Genomic DNA, 12342 nt, shown 5'->3' on the forward strand with positions numbered 1-12342 from the left:
CGCGCCACTGAAAAGATATGGCATAGGGAAAGTGCGAACAAGTATCCCACGAACAAAAAATGAAAATTTTAGTCATTTAATATCAATGGATTACCAGTAAATGCTCTCGTGCCATATGACTTATTCGCACCTTCCCTAGAGAAAGTACTATCAACTCTCAGATGTTTAAATATATTTTGAATTTATTATTTTTTCTTTCCCAATAAAAAACGCCCCCCATCTTGCGATGGAGGGCGTTTTATTGTTCCGGCTATTGAGCCAAAAAGGCCCAACGTTCAGCGATTACAGGGACTCAGCGGCCGCCACCACGTTTTCCACGGTAAAGCCGAATTCCTTGAACAGCAGCTCGGCCGGGGCAGACTCACCGAAGGTGCGCATGCCGATGATCTTGCCGCCAAAGCCCACGTACTTGTACCAGTAGTCGGCGATGCCCGCTTCGATGGCCACGCGCTTGGTGACGGCGGCCGGCAGGACGGACTCCTTGTACTCGGCGGACTGGGCATCGAACACGTCGGTAGAGGGGATGGAGACCACGCGCACGGCACGGCCCTTGGCAGTCAGCTGCTCATAGGCGGCCACGGCCAGCTCCACTTCGGAACCGGTGGCGATCAGGATCAGTTCCGGAGTACCGGCGCAATCCTTCAGCACATAACCACCCTTGGCGGCATCGGCCAGTTGCTGGGCGGTGCGGTCCATCTGGGCCAGGTTCTGACGGGAGAAGATCAGGGAGGTCGGGCCGTCGGTACGCTCGATGGCGTGTTTCCAGGCGATGGCGGACTCTACCTGGTCACACGGGCGCCAGGTGCTCATGTTCGGGGTCAGACGCAGGGAGGCGATCTGCTCCACCGGCTGGTGAGTCGGGCCATCTTCACCCAGACCGATGGAGTCGTGGGTGTAGACGAAGATGGCGCGCTGCTTCATCAGGGCAGCCATGCGCAGGGCGTTGCGGGCGTACTCCATGAACATCAGGAAGGTGGCGCCGTAGGGGATGAAACCACCGTGCAGGGCGATGCCGTTCATGATGGCGGACATGCCGAACTCGCGCACGCCGTAGTGGATGTAGTTGCCTGCGGCGCTCTCGGGAGTCAGGGACTTGGAGCCGGACCACATGGTCAGGTTGGACGGCGCGAGATCCGCGGAGCCGCCCATGAATTCCGGCAGCAGCTTGCCGAAGGCTTCCAGGGAGTTCTGGGACGCTTTACGGGTCGCGATCTTGGCCGGGTTGGCCTGCAGGGTTTCGATGATCTTGGCGGATTCAGCAGCCCAGTTGGCCGGCAGCTCGCCTGCGGTGCGGCGCTTGAACTCGGCAGCCAGGGCCGGGTGAGCGGCTTCATAGGCGGCGAACTTGGCAGCCCAGTCGGATTCGAGCTTGGCGCCCTTTTCCTGACCGTTCCACTCGGCGGCGATGTCGGACGGGATGACGAACGGCGCGTGGTCCCACTTCAGGAAGGCACGGGCGGCGGCGATCTCGTCATTGCCCAGCGGTGCGCCGTGGCAGTCGTGGGAGCCGGACTTGTTCGGGGAACCGTAACCGATGATGGTGCGGCAGCAGATCAGGGTCGGCTTGCCGGTCTCGGCCTTGGCGGCTTCGATGGCAGCGTTGATGGCTTCCGGGTTGTGACCGTCAACGGCCGGGATGACGTGCCAGCCGTAGGCTTCGAAGCGCTTGGGAGTGTCGTCGGTGAACCAGCCTTCTACGTGACCGTCGATGGAGATGCCGTTGTCATCCCAGAACGCGATCAGCTTGCCCAGACCCAGGGTGCCGGCCAGGGAGCAGGCTTCGTGGGAGATACCTTCCATCAGGCAGCCGTCGCCCATGAAGGCGTAGGTGTAGTGGTCGACGATGTCGTGACCCGGCTGGTTGAACTGCTCGGCCATGGCCTTCTCGGCGATCGCCATGCCCACAGCGTTGGTGATGCCCTGACCCAGCGGGCCGGTGGTGGTTTCAACGCCCGGCGCATAACCGTACTCCGGGTGACCCGGGGTACGAGAGTGCAGTTGGCGGAAGTTTTTCAGATCGTCGATGGAGAGGTCATAACCGGAGAGGTGCAGCAGGGAGTACAGCAGCATGGAGCCGTGGCCGTTGGAGAGAATGAAACGGTCGCGGTCGGCCCACTTGGGGTTGTTCGGGTTGTGTTTGAGGTGGCTGCGCCACAGCACTTCAGCGATATCCGCCATTCCCATGGGGGCGCCCGGGTGACCGGAGTTGGCTTTTTGAACGGCATCCATACTCAATGCACGAATGGCATTGGCAAGCTCTTTACGAGAAGGCATCTGTATCTCCTGCGATTGCTTCATTTGATGGCCAAGATTAAGGCGCGTTATTGTCCCAGCAGGGGGCGCGGCGTGCAAATATTATCTGGGCGAATAAAGTGGCTTTGGGAGCACAATCGCTTTTCTGGGCGGGGAAAACGATTCAATCCGCCCCCTGCCTTACCTCCATGGAGGTGTATCCCTTCCCCATCCCGCCCCGGGCGGCTCCACCCCCAAATAGTGCTGGCAATCACCGGATGACCTATTTAAAATAGACGTCCAGATGTAGATACCTCTACAGTCATCCTGTCATTATCCGGTTATGGCCAAGGCGATAACCCTTACGAATCGAGAACCAAACATGGCAAAGCTGTTTACTTCCGAGTCGGTCTCCGAAGGCCATCCCGATAAAATCGCCGACCAGATCTCCGATGCGGTGCTGGACGCCATCCTGCAGCAGGACACCAAGGCGCGCGTCGCCTGCGAAACCCTGGTCAAGACCGGCATGGTGATGGTAGCCGGCGAAGTGACCACCTCTGCCTGGGTCGACATCGAACAGATCGTGCGCGACACCGTGCGCGAGATTGGTTACACCCACTCCGACATGGGCTTCGACGCCGACTCCTGCGCCGTGCTGAACGCCATCGGCAAACAGTCTCCGGACATCAACCAGGGCGTCGACCGTACCGACCCGCTGGAGCAAGGTGCCGGTGACCAGGGCCTGATGTTCGGCTACGCCACCAACGAAACCGACGTGCTGATGCCCGCGCCCATCACCTACTCCCACCTGCTGGTGAAGCGTCAGGCAGAAGTGCGCAAGAACGGCACCCTGCCGTGGCTGCGTCCGGACGCCAAGAGCCAGCTGACCTTCGCCTACGACGACGCAGGCAAGATCCTGGGTGTCGATGCCGTGGTGCTCTCCACCCAGCATTGCGACTCCATCAGCCACAGCGATCTGGTGGAAGCGGTGCGCGAAGAGATCATCAAGCCGGTGCTGCCGGCCGAGTGGATCAACAAGGACACCAAGTACTTCATCAACCCGACCGGCCGTTTCGTCATCGGCGGCCCCATGGGTGACTGCGGTCTGACCGGTCGCAAGATCATCGTCGACACCTACGGCGGCATGGCCCGTCACGGTGGTGGCGCCTTCTCCGGCAAGGATCCGTCCAAGGTGGACCGCTCCGCCGCCTACGCCGCCCGCTACGTGGCCAAGAACATCGTGGCCGCAGGTCTCGCGGATCGCTGTGAAGTGCAGGTCTCCTACGCCATCGGCGTGGCCGAGCCCACCTCCATCAGCGTCGAAACCTTCGGCACCGGCAAGGTGGCCGAAGCCCTGCTGGTCAAGCTGGTGCGCGAGTTCTTCGAGCTGCGCCCCTATGGCCTCATCGAGATGCTGGATCTGAAGCGTCCGATCTACCAGGCAACCGCCGCTTACGGCCACTTCGGCCGCGACGAGTTCCCCTGGGAGAAGACCGACAAGGCCGAGCTGCTGCGTGCTGCCGCCGGCCTGTAAGGCTCGAGGTTGTGATAAAAGGGGAGCCTGGCTCCCCTTTTGCTTTTGTGTCCGTCCCGAGGATCCCATGCCTGCCACTGCCACCCGGCTTGACCCCGCCCTCATCGAGATGCTGCTCGCGCGCGTCGAGGCCTGCTTTGTGCAGGCCGAAACGCGCCTTGGCCGCACCTTCCCCCGCCCGCAAGTCCATTTCAACATGCGGGGCCGGGCGGCAGGGTCGGCGCGGCTGCAAACCTGGGAGCTGCGTTTCAATCCGGCGCTCTATCAGGCCAATCAGCAGGCGTTTTTAAGGGAAGTGGTGCCCCACGAGGTGGCACACCTGCTGGTCTATGCGCTCTGGGGAGAGGGGCGCGGCAAGAGCCGGGTACTGCCCCACGGTCGCCAGTGGCAGTCGGTGATGCGGGAGCTGTTCGGTCTCGAACCCAGCACCACCCACAGCTTCGATCTGGGGGTGCTGGCCCAGCGTACCTTCGTGTATGCCTGCGCCTGCCAGCAGCATCCCCTCTCCGTGCGCCGCCACAACAAGGTGATACGCGGCGAGGCCCGCTATCACTGCCGCCGCTGTCGCCAGCCCCTGGTGTGGCAGCGCGACACGACGGCGGATTGAGTCACCCCGTGTCGCGCTCCTGTGATAGGGTGCGCGCTTACTTCATTCAACTGTCTCATTGCCAAGGATATTCATGTTTCGCCCTCTGCTCTCCCTCTGCCTGGCCCTGCTGGTCAGCGCCCCGGCCCATGCCGACAACATCCAGACCTTTCGCGCCGCCAAGCAGGATCTGAACAAGCTCTACCAGAACCACCCCGTCACCTTCTACTGCGGCTGCAACATCAAGTTCAGCGGCAAGAAGATGGCCCCCGACTGGGAGAGCTGCGGCTACCTGCCGCGCAAGCAGGCCGAGCGGGCCTCCCGCATCGAATGGGAGCACGTGGTGCCCGCCTGGGAGTTCGGCCACCAGCTCCAGTGCTGGCAGGACGGGGGTCGCAAGAATTGCGGCAAGAGCGACGAGTTCAACAGGATGGAGGGAGACATGCACAACCTCTTCCCTGCCATCGGCGAGGTGAACGGCGATCGGGCGAACTTCCGCTTCAGCGACTGGAACGGCAAACCGAACCAGTACGGCAAGTGCCAGATGCTGGTGGATTTCAAGGAGCGCCAGGTGCAGCCGCCCAAGGGGCCGGTGCGTGGCCAGATCGCACGCGCCTACCTCTACATGAGCCAGCAGTACGGACTGCGTCTGGCAGCCCAGCAGCGCAAGCTTTACGAAGCCTGGGACAGGCAGTATCCGGCTGATCGCTGGGAGTGCGAGCGCAACCGCCGTATCGGCAAGCTGCAGGGCAATACCAATCCCTTCATTGAAAAGCAGTGCCAATAACCCCATTTGACCAGGGAGGGGGAGCGTCCCCCTCCTCCTGAATCCCTTCACTCTCTGTCTCGCGAGCCTTGCTCGCCGCCGTGCAGTAGGGTATTGAAGGGTTTCCAAGCAAGAGACTGACTATCAGCCATGCGCATTCCACGTATCTATGAACCGGCCAGCCTGCAGGTTGGCCAGACCCTCGCCCTGTCGGAAGACGGTGCCAATCACATCGGCCGCGTGCTGCGCATGCAGCCGGGCCAGCAGCTCGAGCTGTTCAACGGCGACGGCCACCAGTACCCCGCCACCATCACCAGTGTGGGCAAGAAGTCCGTTGAGGTGACCATCGACAGTTGCGAGACCCGCTCGGTGGAGTCACCGCTGGCCATCCACCTGGGTCAGGTGATCAGCCGCGGCGACAAGATGGACTTCACCATCCAGAAATCGGTGGAGCTCGGCGTCACCTGCATCACTCCCCTCTTCTCCGAGCGCTGCGGCGTCAAGCTGCCCGCCGATCGGCTGGAGAAAAAGCGCGAGCAGTGGCAAAAAGTGGTGATCAGTGCCTGCGAGCAGTGCGGTCGCAATACCGTGCCCGAGGTGCGCATGCCGATGGAGCTGGACGCCTGGCTAGGGGAAGAGACTCAGGAGCTCAAGCTCAACCTGCACCCGCGCGCCCCTTACAGCATCAACACCCTGCCCATCCCCGAGCACGGCGTGCGCCTGCTGATCGGCCCGGAAGGGGGATTGTCCGGCGACGAGATCGCCCGTACCGTGCAGGAAGATTTCAAGGAGATGCTGCTGGGGCCGCGGGTGCTGCGCACCGAAACCGCCGCCCTGACGGCGATTACTGCGCTTCAGTGCCGCTTTGGCGATCTGGCCTGAAACCAGTCCAATGTCTTACTGCGAGGTCGTGATCAAGGCTCATGCGCTGCTCGGAATCCTCACGTATGTCTATACGCTCCGGTTCCTGCGCTGCTCTTTACCTTGCTGACGACCTCTCGTGACAGACCTTGAACAAGTTTTAAGAATCTCACTCGCAATCGAGCCACCAGAAGGAATCTCGGATGACCATCAAACTCGGCATCGTGATGGACCCCATCTCGGCCATCAACATCAAGAAGGACTCCAGCTTCGCCATGCTCGAAGAGGCGCAAAAGCGCGGCTACGAGCTGTTCTATCTGGAGATGAAGGATCTCTACATGGAGGCCGGTCGCGCCTTCGGTACCATGCGTCCGCTCACCGTCAAATATGACTATGCCGACTGGTACACGCTGGGCGAGGTGGTGGATCAGCCGCTCTCCAGCCTGGATGTGATCCTGATGCGCAAGGATCCCCCCTTCGACACCGAGTTCATCTACGCCACCTACATGCTGGAGCGGGCCGAGGATGAGGGTTGCCTCATCGTCAACAAGCCCCAGAGCCTGCGCGACGCCAACGAGAAGCTTTACACCGCCTGGTTTGCCGAGCACACCCCGACCACGCTCGTCACTCGCAGAGCAGACAAGCTGCGGGCTTTCCACGCCCAGCACAAGGACGTCATCCTCAAACCGCTGGACGGCATGGGCGGCGCCTCCATCTTCCGCATGAAGGAGGATGACGCCAACGTCGGCGTCATCATCGAGACATTAACCTCCCACGGCAGCCAGTACTGCATGGCGCAGACCTATCTGCCCGCCATCAAGGATGGCGACAAGCGGGTGCTGGTGGTGGACGGCGAACCGGTACCTTACTGCCTGGCCCGGATCCCGGCCCAGGGTGAGACCCGTGGCAACCTGGCGGCCGGTGGCCGTGGCGAGGCCCGCCCCTTGAGTGACGCGGACTGGGCCATCGCCCGCGCGGTGGGCCCGACCCTGAAAGAGAAGGGGCTCATCTTCGTCGGCCTCGACATCATCGGCGATCGCCTGACCGAGATTAACGTCACCAGCCCGACCTGCATCCGAGAGATTGAGGCGGCCTTCGACGTCTCCATTACCGGCATGCTGATGGACGCCATCGAGCGCCGACTGGGCCGCTGACCCCTTCGTTGCCGCGGCGAGGAAACACACACAAGGGGCCGTGAAGGCCCCTTTGACTGCCGGCAAAAAGCGGTTTTGCCCGCCGCCATCAACTGCCATAATCACCCCAAATACCTTTGCACGCTAAGAGATACATACGCTCCATGCAAACACTGCAAAATCACTTTCTGCTCGCCATGCCGAGCCTCACGGACGCCTATTTCCAGCGCTCCCTGGTCTATCTGTGCGAACACAGCAGCGAAGGCGCCATGGGACTGGTGGTCAACATTCCGGTCGACATGGCCCTGGACGCCATGCTGACCAAGCTCAACCTCAATCCCCCCGCCACCGCCGAGATGAAACAGCCGGTGTTGCAGGGGGGACCGGTGCACGGGGATCGCGGCTTTGTGCTGCACAGCTTCCGCCCGGGCTTCAACTCCACCCTGCAGGTGAGCGACGAGATGATGGTCACCACCTCCAAGGACATCCTGGAGACCCTGGGCACCGACGAGGCGCCGGACCACTGGCTGGTGGCGCTCGGTTACGCCGGCTGGAGTGCAGGCCAGCTCGAGCAGGAGCTGGTGGATGGCGCCTGGCTGGTGATCCCCCCCAATCCCAAGCTGGTCTTCGATACACCCATCCACCTGCGCTGGCAGCAAGCCGCCGCGAGCATTGGGGTCAACCCCCTGCACCTCTCCAGCCAGGTGGGCCATAGCTGACACCCGGCCCTCCCCTCCGCGGCACGCTCCCCCCTCACGAGCAGGGGGAGACAGGGAGGGGGCTTCCCCCCTCATTTATCCATCCATTTCGAGGAGACCCCATGTCATCACGCAGCATCATGGGCTTTGACTACGGCACCAAGAGCATCGGCGTCGCCATCGGCCAGGAGCTCACGGGCAGCGCCCGCCCCCTTCGCTCCCTCAAGGCCAACGACGGCATCCCCAACTGGGACGAGATAGAGAAGCTGATCAAGGAGTGGCAACCGGATCTGCTGATCGTCGGTCTGCCGCTCAACATGGATGGCACGGACCAGGAGATCACGGTGCGGGCTCGCAAGTTCGGTAATCGCCTGCACGGTCGCTTCGGCAAGCCGGTGGAGTTCAAGGACGAGCGGCTCACCACCACGGATGCCCGCGCCCGCCTGTTTGAACGTGGCGGCTACAAGGCGCTGGACAAGGGGAGCGTGGACGGCGTCTCCGCCCAGCTCATCGTCGAAGCCTGGATGGAAGAGCAGTACGACTAAACCGGGGAGCCTCCTCCCCCTTGCTTCTCTTTCGCCGCCCTGCTCTCCATGGGCCCGCCCCAGGCAAAACGCGTCATCCCCGCCGCGGCCAGGCCATAGAGCCGCCGGATCTCCCCCCGCAACCACATCACCTTGGCATCCTGATTGTGGCGCTTGTGCCACAGCAGGATGAAGGCGATCTCCAGCTGGGCATAGAGAGACTCTTCCAGCGGCAACGGCATGGGGATGAGGTCGGGGTGATGTCTGGCGGCATAGTCCGCGCAATATGAGGGCACCACGGCGATCAGCTCGTGGCTCTTTTGGGCGGCGATGTGCAGCGCCTGCTCGAAGCTCGCCACCATGATGGGCACCTGCCGCCTGTGGCCTTCGTCCTCCAGCAGATCATCCAGTGCCCAGCTGTCGCTGGCCTCCCACACCACGCTCACCTGGGGGCAGGCCAGAAAGCGGGTCAGCGACCACGTCTGCCCGAGCAAGGGGTGATCCTTGCGCAGGAACACCACGGGACGATCGCAGAACAGCACCTCGTGATCGATGTAATAGGGCAGCCGGTTGACCCTGGCATGGGAGCGGCCGTGGGTCTCCCGGGCACAGAAGCCGAGATCCGCCTCCCCGTTGACGATGTCGTTGAGAGAGTGGTGATCCCAGCCCAGCATCCTGACCACGGAGTGGGGGTACTTCTGGTAGATGGTCGTGGGCAGCTCGCTCAGGAAGCTGATGCCGAAGGGGGACTCCATCACCAGACTGAAGCGGGCCCCCTCGGGGATCGCCTCGCTGTTGAGGGTGCTGATGCTCTCGGTGAGCTGGAACCAGGTCTTGAGCTCCTCTGCCAGGGTCAGGGAGAGATTGGTCGGCTGCAAGCCCTGACGCACGCGCACGAAGAGGGGGTCCCCGAACCAGTCCCGCAGCTTGCCGAGCGCCTTGCTCACCGCCGACGGGGTGACACACAGCTTCTTGGCCGCCCCCGCCACGCTGCGCTCCTGCATCAGGTGCCTGAAGACCACCAGCAGGTTCAAATCGAGTTCACCCAGATTGCGCATCGCTTCTCTCCTATCCCCGAGCCCGGACTCGCCGGATCGCACGCCATGGTAGCAGCACCTTGACCACCAGGTAACCGAGCAGCGCCAGCAGGAGTGCCAGGATCAGCATCCAGAGCGCAGGCATCCCCAGATGGCCCATCCCCCAGATGAAGAGCCCGGACAACCCTATCTGCATGATGCAGAGCAGGGCACTGGCCGATGCCACCTGATCCCCGCACACATCCAGCGCCTCCCCCATCGCCACCCCGAACCCGCAGGAAAACCCGATGCAGACCAGGGCACATCCCGCCAGCAGCCAGGACAGGCCGCCTTCGGGCCCGCTGCTGCACAGCAGGGCGAGCAAGGCCAGCAGGTAGGCGAGATGGGAGAGCGCCAGCACCCTTGCCTTGCCGAACCAGCGCAGCAGCAAGAGGGTCAGGAAGGAAGCGGACATGCTCACCCCGGCCATCGCCATCATCAGCCGGGTGTACTGCTCGGGAGACAGGCCGAACGTGGTCATCAGGACGAGGGGCGAGACGCTCACATAGACCAGGATGGCGGTCACGCTGGCGCTGGTCAGCAAGGCGCGCTGCATGAAGGGGGCCATGCCCAGCAGGGCCAACGGCGATGCCCACGCAGGCTGGCGGGCGGGGCGGGTCTCCTTGAGCAGTCGCAGGTTGACCAGGGCACTGATGGCAGCCACCAGCGCCATGCCCACGAAGATGCCGCGCCACTCGAAGTGCGACAGGATGAGATAACCGAGTACGGGAGCCAGCACCGGAATGACGCAAATCACGCCGTTGATGAGGGAGAGGGCCATCGCGAGGCGCGCCTGGCTCAGCACATCCCGCAGCACGGTGAAGGTCATGATGTAGAGCGCTCCAGCGCCCACCCCTTGCCAGAAACGCCCCAGATAAAACTGGGCGATGCCGGTTGCCTCCGCCGCCACTAGGGAAGCGACCACGAAGATGAGGGCGCCCCCCAGCACCACGGGGCGCCTACCATGGCGATCCGCCAGCATGCCCCCCGGCAGCACGGTAGCCGCCATGCCCAGCAGATAGATGGAAAAAGCGGTGTGGATCTGCGCCTCGCTCCCCTGCAGGGTTTGCGCAATGCGGGGGACGGCCACCAGATAGAGATCGATCCCGAGGGGATAGAGGATGATCATCAGAAAAGTACACAGCAGAAACATACCCATGAAGGCTCCATAGCAGCAGGTTTCACCATCACAGGTGCGCTGTCAGCGAGATTGACAACTCAATCCTGCAAAAGCAGAGGAAGATGCCGGGCACTATAGAGCGGACGGCCTGCCGGGGCCTAGTGACGAGATGGCACTCGGTGGATGCCAATCCGGACATCTCCCGCAGGAGAGGCCCGGACTGGCATGCTCATCGACCCGCCCCCTGCCAGGTCGCCCTTGAGGGGTCGGGTCCGAGGTAACGGGCACGCCGCGATGCGACGTACGCTCAAGGCTCAGCGACGGCGCACCATTACCTGGCCAGTTGCGTCAGGATGGCGTGGGCCGCTTTCACCCTGGCCGGGATAGGATAGTTGCGGTTGGCCAGCATGACGATGCCGATCCCTTTGGCCGGCACGAAGGCCACATAGGCGCCGAAGCCGCTGGTCGAGCCGGTCTTGTTGAAGAGCATCTGGCTCCCCGACTCCCGGGGCGCCGCCGTCGGATTGGCTTCGAGGATCACCTTGGCCGAATTGCCCGCCAGCAATGTCTGCTCGCTGACGGGATAGGCGTAACTCTCCCAACCCAGTCCCTGGGTCATCCCGCCTACCGAGTAGTGCCCTTTGTGGGTCAGGGAGATGGCCTGCTGCAACGCCTTGTCATGAACCCCGCTGATGTTGGCCTTCACAAAGCGCAGCAGATCCGCCGAGCTGGTCTTGATGCCGTAGGCCTCGTCCGCCAGCATGCCGGGGCTGACCCTGATGGGCTTGTCCTCTTTCGAATAGCCATAGGCATAACTCGCCATGGCCTGCTTCGGCACATTGACATAGGTGTGGTGCAGGCCAAGCCCCGGCAGGAGCGTCTGCTCCATCAACTGGGCAAACGGCTGCTTCATGCTGCTCGCCGCCAGGTGGCCGAACAGCCCTATGCTGGGGTTAGAGTACTGGCGATGGGAACCCGGCGAGTAGGCTGGGGTCCACTGGCGGTAGTAGGCCTGCATCTTCTCGAGCGAATCCACCTCCTCGGGGAATTGCAGCGGCAAGCCGCCCGCGCTGTAGGTAGCCAGCTCCCCCATGGTGATGCTGTCAAAGGCGGATCCCTTGAGCCAGGGGGCGTGCCGGCTCGCCTTGTCATCCAGTTGCATCGCTCCCTTGACCACCGCATAGGCTCCTAGGGTCGCGGTCAGGGGCTTGCTCACGGAGCCTATCTCGAACAGGGTCTGCTCGCTGACACCGACTGCGCGCTCCCGATCGGCCACACCGTAGTTGAAATAGTGGGCCTTGCCATCCTTGAGCACGGCCACCGCCATGCCCGGGATCCTGTGCTCCTTGAGCAGCGGCCGGATGCTGGCATCCACCACGGGGCGCAGGGGATCGACCGGTGAAGTCTCACCTGCATGGGCCAGACCGGCCCACATCAGGGTGGCCAGAGCGCCCCACAGGATGGATTGTCGTTGTTGCATAGCATGTCTCCTGACTGTCGTTAGCAAGGTATCGCCATGGCGGCGACTGATGAGCCCAGCATAGTCCCACGAGGTGTGCTGCCGATGAGGCTCTGTGAAGTCAGTGTGAAGCCGCCCCCTCTTTTTACCCATGAAAAAGGGGAGCCATGGCTCCCCTTCAATCACCTTGCAACGCGGGCTTATTTCTGGTTCTTCGCGGGATCCTGGGAAAGTGGAAGTTGACAGACAGGGTGCTGGTAAACTGGTTGTCGCCAAACACACCACCACCATCACCCTGCTGTCGCCGTGCATCATATTGATATTGCCTCCTTCTGGCCAGGTTATACCGTCAT

Annotated in this window: 11 protein-coding genes; 7 read left to right on the top strand and 4 right to left on the bottom strand. The window is 62.4% G+C overall.

What is annotated here, in order from left to right; genetic code table 11:
- Positions 1 to 282: 282 nt before the first annotated feature.
- On the bottom strand, positions 283 to 2274 hold the full coding sequence (gene tkt, locus J9889_RS07715; RefSeq protein ID WP_210556295.1) for a transketolase: 1992 nt from the start codon (positions 2272 to 2274) through the stop codon (positions 283 to 285).
- A gap of 340 nt (positions 2275 to 2614) precedes the next feature.
- Here tkt and metK point away from each other — a divergent pair, with 340 nt between their 5' ends.
- The 7 genes from metK to ruvX all read left to right on the top strand — a co-directional run bounded on the left by metK (position 2615) and on the right by ruvX (position 8355).
- Positions 2615 to 3766, top strand: coding sequence for a methionine adenosyltransferase (gene metK, locus J9889_RS07720; RefSeq protein WP_010673869.1), 1152 nt, complete (start codon positions 2615 to 2617; stop codon positions 3764 to 3766).
- 67 nt (positions 3767 to 3833) lie between these two features.
- Positions 3834 to 4373 (top strand): SprT family zinc-dependent metalloprotease, encoded by a 540-nt coding sequence (locus J9889_RS07725; RefSeq protein ID WP_210556296.1) that lies wholly within the window; start codon positions 3834 to 3836, stop codon positions 4371 to 4373.
- 73 nt (positions 4374 to 4446) lie between these two features.
- Entirely contained in the window at positions 4447 to 5139 is a 693-nt protein-coding gene (locus tag J9889_RS07730; RefSeq protein ID WP_210556301.1) for an endonuclease, read from the top strand.
- A 129-nt stretch (positions 5140 to 5268) separates the two neighbouring features.
- On the top strand, positions 5269 to 6000 hold the full coding sequence (gene rsmE / locus J9889_RS07735; protein WP_210556304.1) for a 16S rRNA (uracil(1498)-N(3))-methyltransferase: 732 nt from the start codon (positions 5269 to 5271) through the stop codon (positions 5998 to 6000).
- A gap of 182 nt (positions 6001 to 6182) precedes the next feature.
- Positions 6183 to 7133 carry a glutathione synthase gene (gene gshB, locus J9889_RS07740; protein ID WP_041215610.1) on the top strand — a complete coding sequence of 317 codons (951 nt, stop codon included), beginning with the start codon at positions 6183 to 6185 and terminating at the stop codon, positions 7131 to 7133.
- 143 nt (positions 7134 to 7276) lie between these two features.
- Positions 7277 to 7831 (top strand): YqgE/AlgH family protein, encoded by a 555-nt coding sequence (locus tag J9889_RS07745; RefSeq protein ID WP_103261728.1) that lies wholly within the window; start codon positions 7277 to 7279, stop codon positions 7829 to 7831.
- A gap of 101 nt (positions 7832 to 7932) precedes the next feature.
- Positions 7933 to 8355: a Holliday junction resolvase RuvX gene (gene ruvX / locus J9889_RS07750; RefSeq protein ID WP_010673863.1), complete on the top strand. Its 423-nt coding sequence runs from the start codon at positions 7933 to 7935 to the stop codon at positions 8353 to 8355.
- On the opposite strand, the gene yidZ is transcribed toward ruvX, so the two are convergent.
- From yidZ to J9889_RS07765, 3 genes are all read right to left on the bottom strand, one after another.
- Complete coding sequence (gene yidZ / locus J9889_RS07755; RefSeq protein WP_210556307.1) at positions 8352 to 9392, bottom strand: HTH-type transcriptional regulator YidZ; 1041 nt, start codon at positions 9390 to 9392, stop codon at positions 8352 to 8354. The two genes, ruvX and yidZ, sit on opposite strands and share 4 nt — an antisense overlap.
- Before the next feature lie 10 nt (positions 9393 to 9402).
- Positions 9403 to 10569, bottom strand: a complete 1167-nt coding sequence (locus J9889_RS07760) for an MdtL family multidrug efflux MFS transporter (protein ID WP_210556309.1) — start codon at positions 10567 to 10569, stop codon at positions 9403 to 9405.
- 292 nt (positions 10570 to 10861) lie between these two features.
- Complete coding sequence (locus J9889_RS07765; protein ID WP_063860845.1) at positions 10862 to 12010, bottom strand: CMY-1/MOX family extended-spectrum class C beta-lactamase MOX-2; 1149 nt, start codon at positions 12008 to 12010, stop codon at positions 10862 to 10864.
- Between the last annotated feature and the right edge of the window lie 332 nt (positions 12011 to 12342).

Source organism: Aeromonas sp. PrichA-15 (assembly GCF_017939245.1).
In the GTDB taxonomy this organism is placed as follows: Bacteria; Pseudomonadota; Gammaproteobacteria; order Enterobacterales; family Aeromonadaceae; genus Aeromonas; species Aeromonas caviae.